Origin of the sequence: Collinsella sp. HCP28S3_E9 (assembly GCF_052065455.1) — a bacterium.
Lineage (GTDB): Bacteria > Actinomycetota > Coriobacteriia > Coriobacteriales > Coriobacteriaceae > Collinsella.
This window is the reverse complement of sequence record NZ_JBQHTZ010000008.1, coordinates 39395-62050: the sequence shown is the minus strand read 5'-3', so window position 1 is coordinate 62050 and position 22656 is coordinate 39395. Positions and strand designations below refer to the sequence as shown.

The 22656-nt window shown below is 59.6% G+C and carries 18 protein-coding genes; 16 read left to right on the top strand and 2 right to left on the bottom strand.

The features are described from left to right. Positions 1–19: 19 nt before the first annotated feature. Together ACTNA2_RS05355 and ACTNA2_RS05350 are read left to right on the top strand one after the other, a co-directional pair. Positions 20–934, top strand: coding sequence for a TrmH family RNA methyltransferase (locus tag ACTNA2_RS05355; RefSeq protein ID WP_441048810.1), 915 nt, complete (start codon positions 20–22; stop codon positions 932–934). 125 nt (positions 935–1059) lie between these two features. After that, positions 1060–2409 carry an MATE family efflux transporter gene (locus ACTNA2_RS05350; protein WP_427794670.1) on the top strand — a complete coding sequence of 450 codons (1350 nt, stop codon included), beginning with the start codon at positions 1060–1062 and terminating at the stop codon, positions 2407–2409. Positions 2410–2494: 85 nt separating this feature from the next. Here ACTNA2_RS05350 and ACTNA2_RS05345 read toward each other — a convergent pair whose 3' ends face one another. Further along, positions 2495–2980: a cob(I)yrinic acid a,c-diamide adenosyltransferase gene (locus ACTNA2_RS05345; protein ID WP_441048809.1), complete on the bottom strand. Its 486-nt coding sequence runs from the start codon at positions 2978–2980 to the stop codon at positions 2495–2497. Positions 2981–3072: 92 nt separating this feature from the next. On the opposite strand from ACTNA2_RS05345, the gene ftsH reads away from it, so the two are divergent. Further along, positions 3073–4965 carry an ATP-dependent zinc metalloprotease FtsH gene (gene ftsH / locus ACTNA2_RS05340; protein ID WP_195838531.1) on the top strand — a complete coding sequence of 631 codons (1893 nt, stop codon included), beginning with the start codon at positions 3073–3075 and terminating at the stop codon, positions 4963–4965. A 75-nt stretch (positions 4966–5040) separates the two neighbouring features. Further along, complete coding sequence (locus ACTNA2_RS05335) at positions 5041–5493, top strand: DUF523 domain-containing protein (protein WP_441048808.1); 453 nt, start codon at positions 5041–5043, stop codon at positions 5491–5493. A gap of 130 nt (positions 5494–5623) precedes the next feature. On the opposite strand, the gene ACTNA2_RS05330 is transcribed toward ACTNA2_RS05335, so the two are convergent. Beyond that, on the bottom strand, positions 5624–6712 hold the full coding sequence (locus tag ACTNA2_RS05330) for an iron-containing alcohol dehydrogenase family protein (RefSeq protein ID WP_441048807.1): 1089 nt from the start codon (positions 6710–6712) through the stop codon (positions 5624–5626). 511 nt (positions 6713–7223) lie between these two features. Between ACTNA2_RS05330 and ileS the strand changes: the two genes are divergently transcribed. From ileS to alaS, 12 genes are all read left to right on the top strand, one after another. Next, positions 7224–10001 (top strand): isoleucine--tRNA ligase, encoded by a 2778-nt coding sequence (gene ileS, locus ACTNA2_RS05325; RefSeq protein ID WP_441048837.1) that lies wholly within the window; start codon positions 7224–7226, stop codon positions 9999–10001. Between the two features lie 415 nt (positions 10002–10416). After that, entirely contained in the window at positions 10417–10998 is a 582-nt protein-coding gene (gene lspA / locus ACTNA2_RS05320; protein WP_427795859.1) for a signal peptidase II, read from the top strand. Further along, positions 10998–12011 carry an RluA family pseudouridine synthase gene (locus ACTNA2_RS05315; protein ID WP_441016312.1) on the top strand — a complete coding sequence of 338 codons (1014 nt, stop codon included), beginning with the start codon at positions 10998–11000 and terminating at the stop codon, positions 12009–12011. The genes lspA and ACTNA2_RS05315 overlap by 1 nt, the downstream gene beginning before the upstream one ends. Positions 12012–12093: 82 nt before the next feature. Next, complete coding sequence (locus ACTNA2_RS05310) at positions 12094–13389, top strand: glycosyltransferase family 2 protein (RefSeq protein ID WP_441048806.1); 1296 nt, start codon at positions 12094–12096, stop codon at positions 13387–13389. Positions 13390–13468: 79 nt separating this feature from the next. Then, a complete protein-coding gene (locus tag ACTNA2_RS05305) occupies positions 13469–13891 on the top strand; it encodes a prepilin peptidase (RefSeq protein ID WP_441048805.1) in 423 nt (140 codons plus the stop codon). A 31-nt stretch (positions 13892–13922) separates the two neighbouring features. Continuing rightward, positions 13923–15170, top strand: a complete 1248-nt coding sequence (locus ACTNA2_RS05300) for a deoxyguanosinetriphosphate triphosphohydrolase family protein (protein WP_441048804.1) — start codon at positions 13923–13925, stop codon at positions 15168–15170. 60 nt (positions 15171–15230) lie between these two features. Then, on the top strand, positions 15231–16580 hold the full coding sequence (locus tag ACTNA2_RS05295; RefSeq protein ID WP_118237456.1) for a replication-associated recombination protein A: 1350 nt from the start codon (positions 15231–15233) through the stop codon (positions 16578–16580). 100 nt (positions 16581–16680) lie between these two features. Further along, positions 16681–17271: a hypothetical protein gene (locus tag ACTNA2_RS05290; RefSeq protein WP_441048803.1), complete on the top strand. Its 591-nt coding sequence runs from the start codon at positions 16681–16683 to the stop codon at positions 17269–17271. Next, positions 17264–17641: an ATP-binding protein gene (locus ACTNA2_RS05285; protein ID WP_154515503.1), complete on the top strand. Its 378-nt coding sequence runs from the start codon at positions 17264–17266 to the stop codon at positions 17639–17641. Before ACTNA2_RS05290 ends, ACTNA2_RS05285 begins: the two co-directional genes overlap by 8 nt. Position 17642: 1 nt before the next feature. After that, on the top strand, positions 17643–18434 hold the full coding sequence (locus ACTNA2_RS05280) for an RNA polymerase sigma factor SigF (RefSeq protein WP_427717298.1): 792 nt from the start codon (positions 17643–17645) through the stop codon (positions 18432–18434). After that, positions 18431–19840 carry an AI-2E family transporter gene (locus ACTNA2_RS05275; RefSeq protein WP_427728156.1) on the top strand — a complete coding sequence of 470 codons (1410 nt, stop codon included), beginning with the start codon at positions 18431–18433 and terminating at the stop codon, positions 19838–19840. The genes ACTNA2_RS05280 and ACTNA2_RS05275 overlap by 4 nt, the downstream gene beginning before the upstream one ends. 148 nt (positions 19841–19988) lie before the next feature. After that, complete coding sequence (gene alaS / locus ACTNA2_RS05270; protein ID WP_441048802.1) at positions 19989–22646, top strand: alanine--tRNA ligase; 2658 nt, start codon at positions 19989–19991, stop codon at positions 22644–22646. Positions 22647–22656: the final 10 nt, after the last annotated feature.

Below are 22656 nucleotides of genomic sequence, written 5' to 3'. Positions count from 1 at the left end.
AGGGTACGGGCTGGCTGCTATGACTGATGCCGTTGAGGTGCTGCGAATCGATTCCCTTAATGATGAGCGGCTCGACGCCTACGTGCGACTGACGGAGCGCGAGCTGCGCTGCGTGCTGGAGCCGCAAAAGGGCATCTTTATCGCCGAGAGTGCCAAGGTCATCGAGCGCGCGGTGCGTGCCGGATACGAGCCGGTGAGCTTTCTTTTGGGTGAGCGCTGGCTCGATCAGATGATGCCGCTGTTCGAGCGTCTGGTTGTACGCGAGGGCGCAGGTCCGGTTCCTGTGTTCGTGGCCTCCATGGAGCTCATGGAGCAGTTGACGGGCTTTAACGTGACGCGCGGTGCGCTCGCGGCGTTCCGTCGCCCGCGTCAGATTCCGGTTGATGAGTTCTTGGGCGGCGTCGTCGAGGTGGCGGGTGAGCGCCCGGTGCGCGTGTGCGTGCTCGAGGGTATTGTCGACCATACTAATGTGGGTGCGATTTTCCGCTCGGCGGCAGCGTTGAATGTCGATGGCATTTTGGTGAGCCCCACTTGCTGTGACCCGCTGTACCGCCGCTCGGCCCGCGTGAGCATGGGCACGGTGTTTCAGGTGCCGTGGACGCGCATTGGCAGCGAGGCGCGCGTATGGCCGCATGATGGGCTGGCGGCGCTGCACGATGCCGGCTTTTCGTGTGCCGCCATGGCATTGACGGATGATTCGGTGTCGTTGGACGATCCCGCGTTGCAAGAGATTGACCGCATGGCGATCTTTATGGGCACCGAGGGCGCCGGCCTGGGCGCCAAGACCATCGCGGGCTGTGACCGGGCTGTGCGTATTCCGATGGCGCACGGGGTCGATTCGCTCAACGTGGCCGCGGCGAGTGCTGTCGCTTTTTGGCAGTTGTGTCCGCACGTGAGCAACGAGTATCACTACCAGCCGGGACAGTATCACTAGGCAGATATTTTGCACCGGGCTCTGAGTCCGGGTGTTTCGGTTGACGCCGGTCGGTGCTAAGCTGGTGCTGGCCTTGGTCTTAAATTGACGTTTTGTTGTTTGACGTGCGCTGGTGGGGAGGGCGTGTGGCTAAGAAATCTACGGCTATCGATGTAACACAGGGTGTTATTTGGCAGCAGTTGCTTTCGCTGTGCGTTCCCATCTTTTTTAGTTCGTTCTTTCAGCAGGCATACACGCTTATCGGTACCTATATCGTCGGTCAGTTTGGCGGCAAGCTCGCGCTGGGCGGCATCCAGGCCACGATGGTGCTCACGGAGCTCTGCATCGGTTTTTGCGTCGGTGTTGGCGCCGGCTGTGCTGTTATTACGGGTCAGTATTTTGGCCAGCACGATGATGAGCGACTGAGTCGTTCGGTCCATACGGCCATGACGCTCGCTCTGGTGGGCGGTATCGTCGTCTCGATTCTGGGCATAGTGTTCGTTGAGCCCATGCTGGTGCTTATGAATACGCCGCATGAACTATTGGCCGAGGGTGTGGCCTATGCTCGTTGCTATTTTGCCGCCATGGTTGCGGCGCTGCTGCTCAATATGGGAACGGCACTGTTGCGTGCCGTGGGTGACACGCGTGGGCCTGCCGTGATCATCGCTTCCGGCTGCCTCGTTAACGTGGTACTGGATATCATTTTTGTTGCTGTGCTGCATATGGAGGCTTTGGGCTGCGGCATCGCGGTGGCGCTGACCATTTGCTCCAACGCCACGATGATTGTGATTCGCATGATGCACGCACCGGGTGCGTGGCGGCTTTCACTGTCCAAACTCGGCATTGATCCTGGTATTTGCAAGAGTATGATCTCGTGTGGCCTGCCGCTTGGCTTTCAGTCTGCTGCGTATTCGATTTCCAACGTCTTGATTCAGGTGTCGGTCAACTCGTTTGGTGCCGATGTCACCACGGCCTGGGGTCTTTCGGGTCGCTTGGATGGCATTGTCTGGATGGTTACCGAGGCGCTTGGCGTGTCGATCACCACGTTCTCGGCACAGAACTTTGGCGCGCGCAACTACGAGCGCATGCGCAAGGGCTACCATACGTCGCTCGTGCTGTCGTTTATGCTCATTGGTGGCCTGTCTGCCGTGCTGCTGGTGTTCTCGGGTCCTCTGTCGCGTCTGTTTGTCGACGATGCTTCGATTTCGGCCTACACCACGACCATCATCCATTTTATTGCGCCGTTCTATGCGATTTTCTCGATTATCGAAAACGCGTCGGGCTCCATTCGCGGTGCCGGCGTGAGTTTGCAGCCCATGATTCTCACGATTTTCGGCACCGTCGTGCTCAGGGTGATCTGGGTGTTTGCGATCATGCCTTTCGATCCGTCGCTTGAGCTCCTGCTGCTGGTTTACCCCGTAACCTGGCTCATCACGGCCGCGATGTTCACCATCTACCACCACAGCGGCAACTGGCTAGGCCGCGCTACTGCCTAATGATCCATATGAGACGGAGGAAAACGAATCATTGCTCTCCGTGGTGATATCGATGATTCGTTTTCCTCCGTCCCCTTTGGATCAATTAGTATTCGATGCCTTGGCGGGCTAGGAGGCCTTCGTCGAAGTAGTGTTTGACGGGGCGCATTTCGGTTACGAGGTCGGCAAGGTCGGCGAGGGTCAGCAAGCCGCGGCCAGTGAGCACGAGCTCCGTGGTGGTTGGTTTCATCGCGATCAACGCTTCGACATCTTCGCGCGTCACAAAGCCCCGTCGCATGGCTTCTCCCAGCTCATCCAAGATCAGCACGTCGACTTGGCTAATCTGCTCGCGCGCCAGCTCCATGATCTGTGCGGCACAGGCTTCGGGCGTGTTGCGGTCGGCTTGTACGATGCAAAGCCCCAATCGAGGAGCTGCGTCATGTTCGGCGCAGTGCAGCTTCTTGGCAAACTGAAGCATGAGCACGTTAAGTCCATAGCCCGTGGCGCGCAGCGCGAGCCCCAGCGCAGCCGTCGTCTTGCCCTTGCCGTCGCCCGTATAGATTTGAACCTTGCCGACTTCCAGTGATGCCATCTCTGTCCTTTCGCGCCCGGTGTCGGTTTATCGCCGGCCGGGTTGGGTATTCTAGTTAGCATTATCAACCCCAGTAGATGGAGTTCAAGCAGATGGAGATGGATGACAACAAACGTAGACGGAATATGATCCTCTACGTGCTCATCGCCTTCGTCGTCTACCTCGTGCTCTCGACCGTTCTGTTCCCCAACATCGGTCACACGCAGCAGATTACGAAGACCGATTACTCGACGTTTGTCAAAGCGCTCGACAAGAAGAGCGTCGATAAGGTCGAGTACAACACGGACGATTACTCGATTTATTACACCAAGAAGGGCGAGGACGAGAACATCGCCTACAAGACGACCGGTGTGCCGAATGATGCGGGCTTTACCGATCGCGTGCTTGAATCTGGCGCCTCGCTTGAGTCGGTCGTTCCCGATAAGAACTCGGGTCTGATGACTTACTACCTGCTCACCCTCATTCTTCCCATGGCGATTTTCTTCCTGATCGGCTGGTGGCTCAACCGCCGCATGAAGAAGGCCATGGGTGATGACGGTCCGTCGATGAACTTTGGCGGCGGCGGTTTTGGCGGCGGTGGACTGGGCAAGTCCGGCGCGCGTGTGATTGCCTCCAAGGATGTGGGTGTGACCTTTAAGGATGTCGCTGGCCAGGAAGAGGCCAAGGAGTCCCTCAAGGAGGTCGTCGACTTTCTGGAGAAGCCGCAGCGCTACGAGGAGATTGGCGCCAAGCTGCCGCGCGGTGCCCTCCTTGTCGGCCCTCCGGGTACCGGTAAAACCCTGCTTGCCAAGGCTGTGGCCGGCGAGGCGGGTGTGCCGTTCTTTAGTATTTCGGGCTCTGAGTTTGTTGAGATGTTCGTCGGCCGCGGCGCCGCCAAGGTTCGCGATCTGTTTAAGCAGGCCAAGGAAAAGGCCCCGTGCATCGTCTTTATCGATGAGATCGATACTATTGGCAAGAAGCGCGACGGCGGCGGCTTTAGTGGCAACGACGAGCGCGAGCAGACGCTCAACCAGCTGCTGACCGAGATGGACGGCTTCGATAACCACAAGGGTATCGTCGTCCTCGCTGCCACCAACCGTCCCGACAGCCTTGACCCGGCCCTGTTGCGCCCCGGTCGTTTTGATCGCCGCATCCCCGTTGAGCTGCCCGACCTGACCGGCCGCAAGAACATTCTTGAGCTGCACGCCAAGAGCGTGAAGACGCAGCCGCCGATCGACCTGACCGCGATTGCCCGCGCCACGCCCGGTGCCTCGGGCGCCGACCTGGCCAACATTATCAACGAGGGCGCCCTGCGTGCCGTCCGCGAGGGTCGCAAGCGCGCCACGCAGGACGATTTTGAGGAGTCGGTTGAGGTCGTCATCGCCGGTCAGCAGCGCAAGTCCACGGTGCTGTCCGACCACGAGAAGCAGGTCGTTTCTTATCACGAGATCGGTCATGCCATCGTTGCCGCTCGCCAGAAGGGCTCTGCGCCGGTCACAAAGATCACCATCGTGCCGCGCACGAGCGGCGCTCTGGGCTACACCATGCAGGTCGAGGAGGATGAGCGCTTCCTGACCACGCGCCAGGAGATCCTGGACAAGCTCGCCGTCTATTGCGGTGGCCGTGCAGCCGAGGAGCTCATCTTTGGCGAGATGACGACCGGCGCCGCCAACGATATCGAGCAGGCCACCAAGCTCGCCCGTAACATGGTGACGCGCTTTGGTATGTCCGATGAGTTTGGCATGATGGCGCTCGGTACCGTGCAGAACGCGTACCTTAACCAGGATACGTCGCTCACCTGCGCCCCCGGTACGGCCGAGCGCGTGGACGCGATTGTCGCCAAGCTGATCGAGGATGCGCACGACCGCGCCCTGCAGATCCTTAAGGAGAACAAGTTTAAGCTCCACGAGCTGGCTCGTTATCTGTACAAGAAGGAGACGATTACGGGCGAGGAGTTTATGAATCTCCTCACGCGTGAGAATCCGCTGATGCCAAAGCAGCAGTAATACTAGTTGCGCAGTGATTTCGCCCCATTTGAGTGTCCACCTCAAATGGGGCGTTTTGCTTGGGAAGAGTTGTATATGAAGATCGTGGTAAGTGCCTGCTTGATGGGCGAGAGCTGCAAGTATAACGGGCTCGATAATTACCATAGCGAGCTGGTCGAGGCCTGCGAGCGCACGGGAACCGAGGTGCTCCTCGTGTGCCCCGAGGTTTTTGGCGGCCTGCCCACACCGCGCAAGCCGTCCGAGATTGTGAACGGCGAAGTCCGTACCTGTGAGGGCGCCTCGGTCGATCGTGAGTTTCGCCTGGGTGCTGAGCGTGCACTCGACATGTGCGAGCAAGCGGGCGGGCCGGAAGAGATCGCCGCGTGCATCTTACAGGACCGTAGTCCCTCGTGCGGTGCAGGTCGCATCTACGATGGCACCTTTAGCGGCACGCTCACCGCGGGCAACGGCGTTTTCGTCGACCTGCTCCTGCGCCACGGGTACCGTGTGATTCCCGCAAGTGAATTTGACCCGAGCATGTTGGAATAGCAAAAGAATGGGGGCGGCCATCGAGTAGATGGTCGCCCCCTTTACTGGCAAGCTAAACAATTTCAACAGATGTTCAATGGCGTTTGCCCAGATAAAACCTGCCAAAATAAACCTGTCCCTTTTTGGTAGGTTAGGCGAGGAGCGTGTGGCCGTAGGCGTTGGCTGCCTTGATGGCGGCGGCGAACTTCTCGTCGGTGAAGGGCTCGGGGTTACCCTGCTTCCACTCGTTGGTGGCGTGCGCGTACTCGCACAGGGCAGGGATATCGGCCTCGGAAAGCCCGACCTGCTCAAGCGTCACGGGCAGGCCCATCTGCTTGTTAAAGGCGGCATAGCGCTCAAGGTTCTCGGTGTCGCCCGTGTAGGCGAACAACACGAGCACGCCCAGGCTTACGACCTCGCCGTGCAGGTAGGTGCCCTCACGCGGAATGCTGCAAGTGGCGTTGTAGAACGCGTGTGCCACGCTCGAGTTGTAGTAGTAATCGTTCTGGTTGGTCAGGTTCGAGACATAGCCCGTGTTGACTACGATGTCGAGCGCGATCTGCTTGACGGCCTCGCTCGACAGGTCCTGGCGCACGTCCTCAAGACCCTGGACGCCATAGGTAAACAGCGGCTCGGAGCAGGTGTGGGCGAGTGCCAGGCCAAGACCGGCGGTGTGCTCCAAATTTCCGGCGCTCGTGGCGTACTCGACCTCGGGCTGCTTAGACAGGGCATCGCCCACGCCGGCCCAGAAGTACTCTGCCGGTGCCTCGGCGATGATCTTGGGGTTGATGAAAATGTGCGCCGGTCGGTTGGGGTACGAATAGCCCTCGAGCGAGCCGTCGTCGTTGTAGACAACGGCAATGGCGGTCGCGGCGGAGCAGTTAGAGCAAATCGTCGGCACGGTAAAGACGATCTTCTTGAGCTCGATAGCTGCGGTCTTCACGGTGTCGAGTGCCTTGCCGCCGCCGCAGGCGATAAGCACGTCGGCTTCCTGGCAGGCGGGGGAGTTTACGACCTTGGCGATATTGGCGCGTGTGCTGTTGGTGCCGTAGACGCGCGTCTCCAGAACCTCGACGCCGGTGCCTGCCAGCGCGGCTTCGATACCGGGAAGTGCTGCAGCCAGTGCTCGCTTGCCACCGATGATTGCGACCTTGGTCGCTCCGTATTCGGCCAGCGTGCCGGGCAGCTCGTCGAAGCAGTCCTCGCCGACGGTATAGTCGCTCATTCCGATCGTGCGCATAGCAACCTTCTTTCGTTCGATAAAGTGCTTTCAGGTATTTTGCTCCTAGAGAAGGTCCACAGCCGCGAGAAATTTCGAACGTATAAAACCAGTGTTGAGGGTTTTTCGTCGGCGCGGAACGTGCTAGCATACTCCGCATAAGCGTTGATGGGGACGAGTAGTCGGCCGTTCGCATGCTACAGAGAGCGGGTAGCGCTGAGAACCCGTGCATGCGACCGATGAAAATCACCCCGGAGCTGCGGTCCCAACGGACGTGCCGCGCAGGCACGTCTTAGTAGATATCGCCGAGATGGTCGTCGATACAGGCCAGCCGAGTAACGGATGCGAGCGCGCGGCGACGCGGGCGAGGGCATCTAAGCTGGGTGGTTAAGCGAAGAGCTTTTACGGGCAGACCGCCTGTCTTGTGGCGCTTCGTCCCAGCTTGTAGGGACGGGCGCTTTTTTTGGTGCCCAGCGGGCGTGCGCGCCCATGACAAGAAAGGGGTACCGTGGCAAACGAGTACAAGCAGACGATGAATCTGCCCAAGACCGGTTTTCCCATGCGTGCCGGTCTTTCCAAGTCCGAGCCCAAGCGACTCAAGGACTGGCAGGACAACAAGGTCTACGAGCAAGTTCTAAAGAAGAACAAGGGTCACAAGAAGTTCGTGCTGCACGACGGCCCTCCGTATGCCAACGGCCCGATCCACATCGGCCACGCCATGAACAAGATCTCTAAGGACATGATCAACCGTTACTGGATGATGCAGGGCTATGAGGTTCCCTATGTCCCTGGTTGGGACTGCCACGGTCAGCCGATTGAGCACAAGGTCGAGGAGAAGCTCGGCACCGAGAAGTTCAACCAGACCTCCACGGCTAAGATCCGCGAGCTTTGCAATAAGTTCGCTGTCGAGAACATCGAGCTGCAGAAGGCCGGCTTCCGTCGCCTGGGCGTGCTTGGCGACTGGGACAACCCGTATCTGACGCTCTATCACCAGCATGACGCCGCCGACATCGAGGTCTTCAAGGCCATGTTCGACAAGGGTATGATCTATCGCGGTCATAAGCCCGTCCACTGGTGCAAGCACTGCCACACCGCGCTGGCCGAGGCCGAGATCGAGTACTCCGACGAGACGAGTCCGTCCATCTTCGTGCGCTTTGAGATGACCACTAAGCCTGCCGGTCTTGAGAACTTCGACGGCCCGGTTGACTTCATCATCTGGACGACCACGCCGTGGACCATCCCCTCCGACCAGGCCGTTTCCCTTAAGCCCGGCGCCGCCTATGTTGCCGTTGAGCACGATGGCCGTGCCGAGGTCATGCTCGAGGACCTGGCTCCCAAGTGCTGTGAGGAGTTTGGCTGGGAGTACACCCCGGTCATGGTCGACGGTAAGCCCTATGTGGTTCCCGCTGAGACCTTCCATCACATCCACTACAAGCAGCCGATCTTTGACGGTGTCGAGGGCGTGGCACTGCTGGCCGATTACGTCGGTGTCGATGACGGTACCGGTATCGTCCACAACTCGCCCGGCCACGGCGTCGACGACTACTTCGCCTGCCTCAAGGAGGGCATCACCGATATCTGCATGCCGGTCGATGACGACGGTAAGTTCTACACCGGCGAGGAGTTTGGTACCGGTGGCCCCTTCAGCGGTATGGATACCGACGAGGCCAATCCGCACATCATCGAGTTCCTGCGCGAGCGCGGCACCCTGGTCCTCGAGAAGAAGATCACGCACAGCTATCCGCACTGCTGGCGCTGCAAGCACCCGGTGCTCTTCCGTGCTACCGACCAGTGGTTTGTCTCGATGGACAAGACCGGTTTGCGCGAGCAGGCTGGCAAAGATATCCGCGAGAACGTCAAGTGGTATCCGGCCCACGCGGCCAACCGCATCGGTGCCATGGTCGATCAGCGTCCCGACTGGTGCATCAGCCGTCAGCGCAACTGGGGCGTGCCTATCCCCAGCTACACCTGCGCCGACTGCGGCGAGAAGGTCATGAACGACGCCACGCTCGACGCCGTCATCAAGCTCTTCCACGAGAAGGGCTCCGACGCCTGGTTCACCGACGCTCCCGAGAGCTACCTGGGCGAGGCCTGCGTCTGCCCCAAGTGCGGCGGCCATCACCTCAAGGCCGATAAGGACATCCTCGACGTGTGGTGGGACTCCGGCGTGTCCTGGAAGGCCGTCTGCGAGTATCGCCCCGAGCTTGAGTACCCGGCGGATGTGTACCTCGAGGGCTCCGACCAGCACCGCGGCTGGTTCCAGAGCTCGTTGCTCACCTCGGTGGGTGCCAACGGCCACGCTCCGTACAAGGCGGTCGTCTCGCAGGGCTTCACGCTCGATGGCCAGGGCCGCAAGATGTCCAAGTCGCTCGGCAACGTCATCGACCCCAACAAGGTTTGCGACGAGATGGGCGCCGATATCATCCGCCTGTGGGTCGCCTCGGTCGATACCAGCTCCGACGTCTCCATCGACCACGAGATCCTTGCTCGTACGTCCGATGCCTACCGTCGTTTCCGCAACACGCTGCGCTTCCTGCTCTCCGAGCTCGAGGGTCAGTTTGAGCCCGAGACCGACGGCGTCGCCTTTGCCGACCTGCTGCCGCTCGACAAGCTCATGGTTGCCCGTCTGACCCAGGTCCAGGCCGAGGTCGACGACGCCTACGCCAGCTACGAGTTCCCGCGCGCCTACCGTGCGCTTTACGACTTTGTAGTTACCGAGCTTTCCAACGTGTACCTCGACGCCCTGAAGGACCGTCTGTACTGCGACAAGCCCGGCTCGCTCGAGCGCCGCAGCGCCCAGACCGTGCTCGCTGAGCTCTTCTCGATGCTCATGCGCGACCTGCAGCCGATCCTGTCCTACACGGTCGACGAGGCCATGGCCTATGCGCCCGCCGGCTGCGTCGATCACCAGAAGTACGCCGCGCTGCTCGATTGGTACAAGTCGCCCATCACGGTCGACGAGGCCAATGAGTTCGAGGGCGTGCTCGAGGCCTCGCTCGAGCTCCGTAGCGCTGTGACCAAGGCCCTTGAGGATGCCCGCTCCGCCGGTACCTTCACCAAGAGCCAGCAGGTCCGCGTCAAGGCGGTCGTTCCCGCCGAGATGTATGCGCTGCTGACCGGCGACAAGGCCGTCGATCTGGCCGAGTTCTACATCGTCTCCGATGTTGAGCTAACCCAGGGCGAGGAGCTTTCCGTTGCTATTGAGGCCGCCGAGGGCGAGTGCTGCGACCGTTGCTGGAACTATCGCACCACCGTCGGCGAGTACAACGGTCACGCGCATATCTGCGAGCGCTGCGCGAACGCCTTGTAGTTACGCGGTTTTACCAAACCGCGTAACAGGTTGACGCTGCAAACCCGCCAGAGCGGCAATCTGCCTTTCAGCTTCGGCGGCATGACCAGAAGGTCTATGCCGCCTTGCTTCAAGGCACCTTGCTCGCTCTGGCGGGTTTTCGATGTCGGTAGTCTTTTTGGGACGGGGCTTTTTTAGCTGCCCTACCTCAAATAAGGACTTAATCTTCGAAAGCGCTGGACTGAGTAGCTAAAAAAGCCCCGTCCCAAAAAGACTACCAAAAAGACTGCCCGGTGAAGGGACAAGGGGACAGCCCCTTTGTCGCATTGGTGGATATGTCGTGCGTTCTGCGTATGGCAATATAAGATGGTTATTTGCGTTAAATGGAATTCGATTGTCTTGAGGGTAGGGGATTGATTTGGGTCGTGGTGCGGATATGACGCCGCCTTTGCGTTGGCGGTTGGGTGTTGCTGGTGGGGTGACGCTCTTTGTGTTGCTTGTTGACCAGCTGACCAAGCTTGCGGTTCGTGCCGTGGGCGATACCCTGCATATGACTGTTATCCCCGGCGTGATCGATTTTGTGTTTGTCCGCAATATCGGAGCTGCCTTTAGCATGGGCGAGGGCCATGGCATAGCGTTTGCCGTGCTGGCGCTTGCGGCCATTGCCGCCATTGCCGTGTACTTGCTCCGTGCTCCTCAGCTCGCTCGCCTAGAGGTCGTGGGTATGGCCATGGTTGCGGGCGGCGCCATCGGCAACGCGATCGATCGCCTGGCCATGGGCTTTGTGACTGATTTTATTGCCACTACCTTCATTGATTTCCCCGTCTTTAACGTGGCCGATATCGGCATTACCGCCGGTGTCGTGCTGGCGCTCATCGGATACATGTTCTTGAGTCCCGCCGCTCGCGAGGTCGATGCGACCGCCGAGCTCAACGCCCGTGACGAGGCCCGCGCCAAACGTAAAGCTAAGCAGCGTGGGGAGCGTGCCCGCAAGATTCGCGAAAGGAATGAGCGCTAATGGCCGACATCCATATTCTCGTTGCCGACGATTGCGCCGGTCAACGTCTCGACGCCTATCTGGGCGCCAACGATGGCTGCCCCACGCGCTCTGCCTGCGCGCATCTGATCGAGGGAGGCGCCGTTGCCGTCAACGGCGAGACCTGCCTATCTAAAAAGTATGCCGTACGCTCCGGTGACCGCATCTCGGTCGACCTGCCCGAGCCGCATGACCCGACCGACGTGATCCCCGAGGCCATCCCGCTCGACATTCGCTATGAGGACGACTATCTTATGGTGCTCTCCAAGCAGCGCGGCCTGGTGTGCCATCCTGCGCATGGTCATGAGAGCGGCACCCTTGCGAATGCCCTGGTCTATCACTGCGGTATCGACCATCTGGGTACCGTGCAGGGCGAGGACCGCCCCGGCATCGTGCATCGTCTGGATCGCGATACCTCGGGTCTTATGCTCGCGGCTAAAGACGACGACACCCAACGCGCGCTCCAAAATCTCATTCGTACGCGCACGCTCGACCGTCGCTACATTACGCTCGTTCATGGGCACATCGCCATGGACGAGGGCACTATCAACACCGGTATTGCCCGATCGACGCGTGACCGCGTGAAGATGGCGGTTTCCGATGACCCCTTTGCGCGCCAGGCCATCACGACCTTTAAGGTTCTTGAGCGCTTTGATTCCACGCGTTTCGACGACGGCTACACGCTTGTCGAGTGTCACCTGTTTACCGGCCGCACGCATCAGATTCGCGTTCACATGCGCCATATCAACCACGCCTGCGTGGGCGATCCGCTCTATGGCAAGTGCGATGCTCGTGCCGATCAGGGTTTGACCAGGCAGTTCCTGCATTCCTGGCGTGTGGCGTTCGATCATCCCGTGACGGGGGAGCACATCGAGTGCCGTGACGAGCTGCCATGGGATCTTGCGGCGGTTCTGGATGATCTGGCCCCGCGTTCGCTTGGTCGCACTGCCGCTGGCAACGAAATCGTCCCTCAGCTCGGTCTGCTCGAGGCCTAGCCAGTATTAGGTGGTTTCTTGAACTCCGTAAGCCTGCGGTAAGATATACGGTTGTTTACGTCACGCGTTCCTGGGAGCCTGCATGCTCGCCTTTTTACAAACCAACACACCCATCGTGATCTTCAACCAGATTGTCGTCACGCTGCTTACGGCCTGTTTTCTGTACCAGGTGGTCTTCTTCGTCATCGGCGCTCTTCGTGGTGAGGTCGCGCCTCCCAAGGCCAAGAAGCTCCATCGTTATGCCTTCTTTATCGCGGCGCATAACGAGGAGGCCGTGATCGCCAACCTCGTACGCTCCATTAAGGACCAAGATTATCCGTCCGAGCTTATCGAGGTCTTCGTGGTCGCCGATGCCTGCACCGACAACACGGCGCAGCTCGCGCGCGAGGCGGGCGCCGTCGTCTATGAGCGCAATGACTTGGCCCGTAAAGGCAAGAGCTGGGTCATGGACTATGGCTTCGACCGCATCCTTAACGAGTATCCCGATACGTTTGAAGGCTACTTTATCTTCGATGCCGATAACGTTATCGCCCGCGATTACGTGTCCAAGATGAACGATGCTTTTGACCAGGGCTTCCATGTTGTTACGAGCTATCGCAATTCCAAGAACTTTGGCAGCTCGTGGATCTCGGCAGCTAATGCCACGTGGTATCTGCGCGAGGCGCGCTTTCTCAACAATGCGCGCAACATCTGTAAGACGTCTTGCGCCGTTTCGGGTTCGGGCTACCTCATCTCCGCCAGCGTTATCGAGGGTATGCACGGATGGCAGTTCCACACGCTGACCGAGGATATTCAGTTCACCACGTTCTGTGCCATTCACGGCATTCGCATTGGCTATGCGCCGGCGGAGTTCTTTGACGAACAGCCCGTGACGTTTAAGGCATCCTGGAAACAGCGTATGCGTTGGACCAAGGGCTTCTACCAGGTGTTCTTTACGTACGGTAAGCACCTGGTCAAATCGACCTTCCGCTATCATCGCTTTGCCGCCTACGACATGTTTATGACGATCGCACCGGGCATGCTGCTCTCTCTGATCTCGATGCTCGCTAATGCGACGTTCCTCATCGTGGGCGGCCTTTCGCACGGTTTCTTGGCTACCGAAGTCGAGATGCAGGCGTGTGCCGCTTCGCTCATTATGACCTTCGCTATGATGTACCAGACTTTCTTTATCCTGGCGCTGCTCACGACTATCTTTGAATACAAGCATATTCACTGCGCGCAAAAGTGGCGTCTGGTAACCAACCTGTTTACCTTCCCGATCTTTATGTTCAGCTATATCCCCATTACGGTGGCAGCGCTGTTCTTGAAGGTCGACTGGGTGCCGACGCAGCACGCCGTAAGCGTTACCCTCGACGAGGTCATGCAGGGCGCCAAATAACCACCATCAAAACCACCACAAAGGGGATATAGAACCTTTGCGGTGGTTTTACGTTTGAGCGCTCAGTTGAGGGGTTTCGATGTTCTATATCCCGTTTTGGATTTGCATCTTTGCCGGCGCGGTGATTGATGCCCGCGAGCGGCGGTTTCCCAATGAGCTTGCCGGCGCGTGTGCGGTGGCGGCGTTTGCAGGCGTCTGGCTCGACAAGGGCGTTAACATGGCGCTTGATCACGCCGGTCTTGCGGTCGTCGTCTACCTTGCCCTTGTGCTTACTGAGTCACTCTGGCGTCGCCTTCGCCATGCCCCTGGCGTTGGCATGGGGGATGCCAAGGCGCTCTTTGCCCTTTGCACCTTCGATCCCCTGGGCGGCGTCGTCGCGTTTGCGGTTGCGCTCCTGACCCTTGCCGCCGCCTGTCTCATCGTAAAATCGCGCTCGCTGCCTTTGCTGCCGTTTTTGGTGCCAATATTTGCCATAATCGAGTTCGTGGGTAGTACGCTGTAACCGTTTGCGCGCCCTTTTTAAGGAGCATGCCATGGCAATCAATCAACAGACAGCCGCCATCAAGGCGCGCCTGGATCGCATTCCCGCGGCGTTGTCGCCCGAGCTGGTCGAGCGCATTGCCGCCGACCGCGCCGCGGGTGTCGTTAATCCCTATCGATGCGGTGACGACCAGGCCATCCGCCGTGTCGATCGGGCCGCAGACGAGGGCACGCTTATGCGTCCGGCCTTTATGCGCGATATCGAAAAGATTCTGCATCTGCCAGCATACACACGTTATGCAGGCAAAACGCAGGTCTTCAGTTTTCGCAGCAACGACGATCTGTCGCGCCGCGGCCTGCACGTGCAGCTTGTCTCGCGCATCGCTCGCGATATCGGGCGTGCTCTGGGGCTCAACTGCGATCTGATCGAGGCGATTGGCTTAGGCCACGACTTGGGCCACACGCCCTTTGGCCATGCCGGCGAGCGTTTCCTCAACGATATCTATCACGAGCGCACGGGTCGCTATTTTTTCCATAACGTACAATCCGTTCGCGTGCTCGACGCGCTGTACGGCCGCAACGTGTCGCTCCAGACGCTCGATGGCGTACTGTGCCACAACGGCGAGTACGAACAGCGTGTTTTTGAGCTTTCGGACATGGGTTCCTTTAACCAGTTCGACCGAACCGTCGAGGAATGCATTGCCACGGGTTATAGCGCAATTGAGCACCTGCGCCCCATGACGCTCGAGGGCTGCGTGGTTCGCATCTCGGATATCCTTGCCTACGTCGGGCGCGATCGGCAAGACGCCATTGCGGCGGGCCTGCTGTCACCCGACGCCTTTGACGATGACCTGGGCGGTGCATACAACAGCTGGATCCTTACGCATGCCTCTATTGATATCGTCGAGCACAGCTATGGCAAGCCGCGCATCGAGATGAGCGAGGACCTGTTTGAGGAGATCCGCCGGGCCAAGCGCGAGAACTACGTGAAGATCTATAGCAAGGGCGGCATAGAAGGCGACTCCGAAGCGGAGCTGCGCGAGGCCTTCGAAAAGCTCTATGACCGTTGCCTGCGGGATATAAACGAAGGCGACGAGTCCTCGTATATCTTTAAGCACCACATTTCTCGCATTGAGCAGCAGCTTTCCTACTACGATCGCACCTATGCATGGCAGGACGATAAGGACCAGACGGTCGTGGATTACATTGCGAGCATGACGGACGGTTATTTCTGCGAGCTCACGAGCAAGCTGTTCCCGGGATTGATGTTTCCGCACCGTACCTATATTAACGAACGGTAGTTCGTATATATTCGGTATACTGTTCATGGAAAACGTTTTTGATTGATGCACGGGATGGCTATGGACGACCTGTTTTCTGCTTCGACGCGTGAGCGTTCCTTTCAGAATGCGCCGCTTGCGGTGCGCATGCGGCCCAATTCGCTCGACGAGTACGTGGGCCAGCAAAAGGCCGTCGGTAAGGGCTCGTGGTTGCGTGCCGCGATTGAGCATGACGTGCTGTCGAGTGTGATTCTGTATGGGCCGGCCGGTACGGGCAAGACGACGCTGGCCCACATTATCGCCAACCATACCAAGAGCGAGTTTGTCGAGGTCAGCGCCGTGACGGGCACTGTGAAGGACCTGCGCCGCGTGATTGACGAGGCCAAGACGCGCCTGAATACGTACGACCGTCGCACCATTCTTTTCATCGACGAGATTCACCGCTTCTCCAAGTCGCAGCAGGATGCCCTGCTGCATGCGGTTGAGAACCGTACCGTCATTATGATTGGCGCCACGACGGAGAATCCGTACTTCGAGGTCAACTCGGCGTTGCTCTCGCGCGGTCGCGTGGTGGAACTTGAACATTTAAAGGACGAGGATATCGCCACGCTTATCGAGCGTGCGCTCGAGGCGCCGCAGGGTTTGAACGGCAAGTTCTCGGCCGATGAGGATACGGTTAAGACCATCTGCACGCTGGCTGCGGGTGACGCTCGCTCGGCACTCACGACGCTCGAGCTTGCGAGCGAGATTGCCGTCACGCGTCCCGATACCGAGGGAACGCCAGCGCCGGCGGCGGGGGAGCGTTATCCCATTACCGTGGATGACGTAAAGATTGCTAATCCGCGCCGTGGTTTTTCGTATGACAAAAACGGCGACATGCACTACGACATCATCAGCGCGTTTATTAAGTCTATGCGCGGCAGCGACCCCGATGCCACGATCTATTGGCTCGCGCGCATGATCGATGCGGGGGAGGATCCTAAGTTTATCGCTCGCCGTATTATGATTCAGGCTTCCGAGGATGTTGGCAACGCCGACCCGCAGGCGCTATTGGTGGCCCATGCCGCGTTTAAGTCTGCCGAGGTCATCGGTTATCCCGAGTGCCGCATTAATCTGGCTCAGGCTGCACTCTATGTGTGCTTGGCGCCAAAATCCAACGCGTGTGAGGCCTCGATTGATGCGGCGTTGGCCGATATTCATTCAAGTGGGCTGCGCGAGGTGCCGAGCTATCTACGCGATCGTCATCGCCCGGGCAGCGACGAATACGGTGTGTATAAGTATCCGCATGATTATCCCGAAGGCTGGGTCGATCAACGCTATTTGCCCGAGGGGCTGGAGCGCGGTGCGTTTTGGCAGCCTGCCGGCCGCGGCTGGGAAGAGTGGCGTGTAGAGCAAAGCGAGCGCGACCGTAGCGGGAATGCACCGAAGTAGCTGCTGGTAATTTTGTCTCACGTTGCTGCTCTTGGCATGTTCGGTCCCCTTTGGGGTACCATGAACAGCGTCTGTATTTCGATTCCTTCGGGAGGCTTGTATGAGTCCCATCCAAATCGCCCTGCTGCTGCTCGCCGTTGCCGGCGTGTGGGCTGTCATCGAGCTCGCGCTCACGCTGCGAAAGACCCGCACTGTCGTTGATTCGCTTGACAAGACGGTGAGCGACCTTAACAACACCATCGCCGAGGCTCAGCCCGTGGTAGCAAAGCTCGATGGCGCTGTCGATGAGCTCACCCCCGCGCTGGCGCAGGTTGAGCCGCTCCTCAAGTCGAGCAAGACCGCCGTCGACGCCCTTACCTCCAATCTCGTAGAGGTCGAAGCCGTGGTTCGCGACATTTCCGAGGTTACGGGCAGCATGGCCGAGGCCAGCAATGCCGTGTCGAGTGTGACCGACTCTGCGGCCGGTGCCGTTCAGAAACTCTTTAACAAGGTGAAGGCTCCCGCGGTCGAGGCCGAGCGCAATCTTTCCGCTGCCGCCGAAGCCGAGCAGCCGACCGAGCGTGTCCTGATTGGCGAAACCGGGGACGATGCCGCTGCTGGTGACGATGATGCACAGAAGCCTGCTGCTAAAGCAGCCCGGTATTACACCTACACGCCCGCCGAGACCTCCGAGGAGTCCTGCGATGAGTAGTGAAGCAACTTGCTCTATCACGCTGACTGTTGCCGGGGATCCGCGTCTGGCACGCCTGGTACGCATGACGGCGGCTAATGTCGGCGCTCTGTGTTCCATGTCCGTCGATCGCATCGAGGACATTCGTATGGCTGCCGAGGAGGCCTTCATCTTTGGCTGCACGGCCGTTGATTCTGACGTTATCTCGATCAAATTCGATGTCGACGAGTCTCACGTGGGCATGACCTTCACCTTTGGCGACCAGGCGACTGTCGATGAGGATGACCAGGCCGCCGTATATGCCGAGCTCATTCTGGCAAGCGTGTGCGATTCCTACGAAAAGACTGCGGCGCCTCTGACGCTTTCCCTCGATCTCAAGGCGGATATCTAATATGACCGAACGTTCCCGGAGCGGTAAGACCGCTTGGGACAAGGAGAAAACCCGCGAGCTGTTTCGTCGCTACAAAGAGACCGGTGATCCGGACGCCCGCGAGCAGCTCGTCATGTCCCATATGAACCTGGTAAGGTTTCTTGCCAACAAATTTAAGAATCGCGGCGAGCCGCTCGACGACCTCATGCAGGTCGGCTATCTGGGTTTGCTCAAGGCTATCGACCGCTTTGACCCCGAGCGCGGACTTGAGTTCACCACGTTTGCCACGCCCACCATCCTGGGTGAGATCAAGCGTCACTTCCGCGACAAGGGTTGGAGTGTGCGCGTTCCGCGTCGCCTACAGGAGCTCTCTGCCAAGGTTAACCAGGCCACCGACAAGCTCACTAACGAGCTGCAGCGCTCGCCTAAGGTTGAGGAAATCGCTGAGTACCTAGACGTGACCGTTGACGAGGTGCTGGAGGCCATGGAATCGTCCTCGGCCTATACCTCGGTGCCCATCGAGGCCCCCGGTGCGTCCGATTCTGACGACGCGCCTTCAATTCTCGACCGTTACGCCGACGACGACAACGAGCTCGACTTTACCGATGACCGCCTGGTGATTGAGGAGGCTATCCGCGATTTCTCGCCGCGCGAGCGCGAGGTTATCGAGCTGCGTTTCGTAAAGGGCATGACCCAGATCGAGATCGCCAAGAAGCTGGGCATCTCGCAGGTGCAGGTCTCGCGCCTGCTGCGCCGTACCCTTAAGAAGGTTCAGGACAAGATCGACCCCGACGGAGTGATGGTTCGTTCATGAGTGAACACCCCCAACAAACCGATCGCGCGCTGCGCGATACCCGTATTCTGACGCTTCGCATTTGGGCCGTCGTCGGCTGCATTGTCATCGCCGCCGTCATCTTTAACCTTATGGGTATCTTGGCGCCGGTTATCGAGTTTCTAGCTGTCGGTTCCATCATCGCTTTTGTGATGTCGCCGATTACTAACTGGCTCGAGCATCACGGCGTCAACCGTGGCATTGGTTCGCTTATCGCGCTGATCGTGGTCGTTGCTGTGCTCGTCGGTGTCGTTTGCATCTTGTCGCCGATTCTCTTTGGTCAGATTATGGAAGTCCTGAGTCGCCTGCCTGAGCAGCTTCGTGTTGCGGGCGGTGATCTCAACGAGATGGTCTCGCATGCCAAGACGCTCAACAACACGCCGCTCAAAGAGTATCTGGACGATAATCTTTCTTCGCTGGTTACCGTGGCGTCCAAGTATGTGTCTCAGATTGCCGCCGAGCTTGGTCGCGGTGTATTCCCGTTCATTACCAATACGGCCTCGCAGCTGTTCGTCATCTTCCTGGGTCTGGTGCTTGCCTATTGGCTGGCCTGCGACTATCCCCGTATGCACCACGAGGTCTGCACCATCATAGGGCAGGAAAAGGAGACCTCGTACCGATTTATGGTCGCGATTCTTTCGCGCTCGGTTGGCGGTTATATGCGCGGCATGGTCGTGACGTCCATCTGCGGTGGCATCCTCGCCTTTATCGGCTTTACGCTCATTGGCCATCCCTACGCGGCGCTCATGGCCATCTTTACGGGCATTATGCACTTGGTCCCGGTTGTCGGTCCCTGGGTGAGCGCGGCGATCGCCACGGTGCTCGGCTTTATGTTCAGCCCGATGCTGGCTTTGTGGACCTTGGTCGTGACCATGGTGGCGCAAAATGTCACTGACAACGTCATTTCGCCTAAAGTCATGCAGAGCTCGGTGCAGGTGCATCCCATCATGAGCCTGACGGCACTCGTTATCGGTTCGGCGCTTATGGGCGCCATCGGCATGGTTATCGCCATTCCGCTGTGCGCGGCCCTCAAGGGCATTTTCGTTTACTACTTTGAGAACGAGACCGGCCGCCAGCTCGTGGCATACGACGGCGCCGTGTTTAAGGGCACGCCGTATCGCGATGCCGAGGGTAACCCGGTTGCCGCCTACGATGCGCTTGGAGACGATACATTCATCTATGAGTCCGAGCTCATCGGTAACGAGACTGCGCCCGAGGCCCAGGCCATGCCCAGGCCCGAGCTCGATAACCCCTGGATCAAGCTCTCGGGCCTTCAGCCCGATGCTACGGGCTTTTTCAAGAATCCCTTCGCCAAGGACGACGATTCCAACTCGGACGACGACACCAATACCGGCATCGACGGTTCCATGGACGATGATGAGCAGTAAGCCATTTCAAGTTCAAGTTCATAGGCAATAACGTGCAAATTCGCTGGAGGGTCGCTGTTTGGCGGCCCTCTTTTTTGCACAGGCGCGGTGGGATGGTAATATCGTTACGTTTGAACTGTTTCGATGTGAAACCGAGGAGATTCCCTCTATGAGTGCTGACTACCCGTCAATGACTACGGCTGAGATTCGCTCCAAGTTCCTCAACTTCTTTGAGGAGCGCGGTCTTAAGCTCTATCCTTCTTCGTCCCTCGTCCCCGACGATCCTTCGCTGCTGCTTGCCAACGCCGGCATGAACCAGTTTAAGGAGTATTACCAGGGCAAGAAGACCATGAAGGAGATCGGCGCTATCTCCTGCCAGAAGTGCGTCCGCACCAACGACATCGACTGCATCGGCGAGGATGGCCGTCACCTGTCCTTCTTTGAGATGCTCGGCGACTTCTCCTTTGGCGGCGTCTCCAAGCAGCAGGCCTGCGCTTGGGCCTTTGAGCTCATCACCAAGGAGTTCAAGCTGCCGCTCGACCGCCTGTACTTCACCGTCTTTACCGAGGACGACGAGACCCATGACGTGTGGCGCTCTCTGGGCGTTGCCGAGGATCACATCTCGCGTCTGGGCGAGGACGACAACTTCTGGGCCGCCGGCCCCACCGGCCCCTGCGGTCCGTGCTCCGAGATCTACTTTGACATGGGCGAGGAGGTCGGCTGCGGCAGCCCCGACTGCAAGCCCGGCTGCGACTGCGACCGCTTCCTGGAGTTCTGGAACCTCGTGTTTACCCAGTACGACCGCCAGGAGGACGGCTCCATGCCGGAGCTGCCGCACCGCAACCTCGATACGGGCATGGGTCTGGAGCGCATGGCCGCTATCATGCAGCACAAGACCGCCAACTACGACGGCGATCTGATGCAGCACCTCATCAAGCTGGGCGAGGAGATCAGCGGCAAGACCTATGACGCCGACGATTACTCCGGTGCCAGCCGCTCGCTGCGTATCATCGCCGATCACTCCCGTGCCGTCGACTTTATGATCTCTGACGGCATCCTCCCCGGTAACGAGGGCCGCGAGTACGTCCTTCGCCGCCTGCTCCGCCGCGCCGTGTTCCACGGTCGCCTGCTGGGTATCGAGGGCGCCTTCCTGACCAAGTTTATCGATGAGGTCAACGCTCAGATGGGTGAGGCCTACCCCGAGCTGCTCAAGAACGTCGCGCTCGTCAAGGGTATCGTCGCCTCCGAGGAGGAGCGCTTCTCCACGACGCTCGACAACGGCCGCGTTTACCTGGACGAGGCCCTGGCCGCGCTTGCCGAGGGCGCCGTGCTTCCGGGCGACGTTGCCTTTAAGCTGCACGACACCTTTGGTTTCCCCATTGACCTGACCGTCGAGATCGCCGGCACCGCTGGCCACGACGTCGACATGGACGGCTTTACCGCCTGCATGGAGGACCAGAAGGCCCGCGCCCGCGCCAACGCCAAGGGCGACGCCTGGGGTAGCTTCAACGACGTGTGGGTCGAGCTTTCCGACAAAGTTTCCGCGACTGAGTTCGACGGCTATGACAACGATGTGATCGAGGGTGCCAAGGTTGTCGCCATCGTGCGCAACGGTGAGTCCGTCGAGTCCGCTGCCGCCGGCGAGGACGTCGAGGTCGTGCTCGACCGCACCCCGTTCTATGCCGAGATGGGTGGCCAGCAGGGCGACGCCGGCGAGCTTTGTGCCGAGGGCGTTGCGCTGACGGTTTCCGATACCAAGAACCACAACGGCCTGTATGCTCACGTCGCCCATGTTGCCGAGGGCACGCTGACCGTCGGCGCCACCGTGACCGCCGCGCTCGACGCCGAGCGTCGTGGCTTCCTGCGCCGCAACCACACCGCCACGCACCTGCTCGACGCCGCGCTTAAGCAGGTCCTGGGCGCGCATGTCTCCCAGGCCGGCTCGCTGGTGACGCCCGAGCACCTGCGCTTTGACTTCACGCACTTCGAGGCCCTGTCCTCCGAGCAGCTCAAGGCTGTCGAGGACCTGGTCAACCACCAGATCTTCGCTTCCAAGCCGGTCGTTACCCGCGTTATGGGCATCGATGAGGCCAAGGCCGCCGGCGCTGTCGCCCTCTTTGGCGAGAAGTACGGCGACGTTGTCCGCGTTGTCTCCGTGGGCGCCGAGGACCAGCCGTTCTCCCGTGAGCTTTGCGGTGGCACCCATGCCGCCAACACCGCCGAGATCGGTCTGTTCAAGATCATTTCCGAGTCCTCCACGGGCTCCAACGTCCGCCGTATCGAGGCCGTGACCTCTAAGGGTGCCCTCGACTACATGGCCGACCGCCTGGCACTCGTTGACGCCGCTGCCGCTGCGCTCAAGTGCCGCGTCGACGAGGTTCCCGCTCGTGTGGAGAACCTGCAGGCCGAGCTGCGCGAGACGTCCAATAAGCTCAAGAAGGCCCTGACCGGTGGCTCCTCCGACGCTATCTCCAGCGCCATCGAGGGCGCCGTCGAGCTTGATGGCTACAAGCTCGTCGTCGCTGAGCTCCAGGGTCTCGAGGCCGCCGACCTGCGCAACGTTTGGGATACCGTGCACCAGAAGGTCGCCGGCCCTGTCGCCTGCGTCGTCGCCAGCGTGACCGAGAAGGGCACCCCGGTGCTGCTCGCCGCCGGCTCCGATGACGCCGTCAAGGCCGGTTTCCACGCCGGCAACGTGATCAAGCAGATCGCGGGCCTGGTCGACGGTCGCGGTGGCGGCCGTCCCAACATGGCCCAGGCCGGTGGCAAGAACGCCGCCGGTATCGCCGATGCCCTCGCGGCCGCTAAGACCGCGCTGGGCGCCTAAGAACCGAAGT

Excerpts from the sequence above, each read along its gene's own strand:
- alaS (WP_441048802.1), top strand. The coding sequence starts at position 19,989 with ATGAGTGCTGACTACCCGTCAATGACTACGGCTGAGATTCGCTCCAAG.
- ACTNA2_RS05295 (WP_118237456.1), top strand. The coding sequence starts at position 15,231 with ATGGACGACCTGTTTTCTGCTTCGACGCGTGAGCGTTCCTTTCAGAAT.
- ACTNA2_RS05330 (WP_441048807.1), bottom strand. The coding sequence starts at position 6,712 with ATGCGCACGATCGGAATGAGCGACTATACCGTCGGCGAGGACTGCTTC.
- ACTNA2_RS05335 (WP_441048808.1), top strand. The coding sequence starts at position 5,041 with ATGAAGATCGTGGTAAGTGCCTGCTTGATGGGCGAGAGCTGCAAGTAT.
- ACTNA2_RS05305 (WP_441048805.1), top strand. The coding sequence starts at position 13,469 with ATGTTCTATATCCCGTTTTGGATTTGCATCTTTGCCGGCGCGGTGATT.
- ACTNA2_RS05290 (WP_441048803.1), top strand. The coding sequence starts at position 16,681 with ATGAGTCCCATCCAAATCGCCCTGCTGCTGCTCGCCGTTGCCGGCGTG.
- ACTNA2_RS05280 (WP_427717298.1), top strand. The coding sequence starts at position 17,643 with ATGACCGAACGTTCCCGGAGCGGTAAGACCGCTTGGGACAAGGAGAAA.
- ACTNA2_RS05345 (WP_441048809.1), bottom strand. The coding sequence starts at position 2,980 with ATGGCATCACTGGAAGTCGGCAAGGTTCAAATCTATACGGGCGACGGC.
- ftsH (WP_195838531.1), top strand. The coding sequence starts at position 3,073 with ATGGAGATGGATGACAACAAACGTAGACGGAATATGATCCTCTACGTG.
- ileS (WP_441048837.1), top strand. The coding sequence starts at position 7,224 with ATGAATCTGCCCAAGACCGGTTTTCCCATGCGTGCCGGTCTTTCCAAG.
- ACTNA2_RS05275 (WP_427728156.1), top strand. The coding sequence starts at position 18,431 with ATGAGTGAACACCCCCAACAAACCGATCGCGCGCTGCGCGATACCCGT.
- ACTNA2_RS05300 (WP_441048804.1), top strand. The coding sequence starts at position 13,923 with ATGGCAATCAATCAACAGACAGCCGCCATCAAGGCGCGCCTGGATCGC.
- lspA (WP_427795859.1), top strand. The coding sequence starts at position 10,417 with ATGACGCCGCCTTTGCGTTGGCGGTTGGGTGTTGCTGGTGGGGTGACG.
- ACTNA2_RS05315 (WP_441016312.1), top strand. The coding sequence starts at position 10,998 with ATGGCCGACATCCATATTCTCGTTGCCGACGATTGCGCCGGTCAACGT.
- ACTNA2_RS05310 (WP_441048806.1), top strand. The coding sequence starts at position 12,094 with ATGCTCGCCTTTTTACAAACCAACACACCCATCGTGATCTTCAACCAG.
- ACTNA2_RS05355 (WP_441048810.1), top strand. The coding sequence starts at position 20 with ATGACTGATGCCGTTGAGGTGCTGCGAATCGATTCCCTTAATGATGAG.
- ACTNA2_RS05285 (WP_154515503.1), top strand. The coding sequence starts at position 17,264 with ATGAGTAGTGAAGCAACTTGCTCTATCACGCTGACTGTTGCCGGGGAT.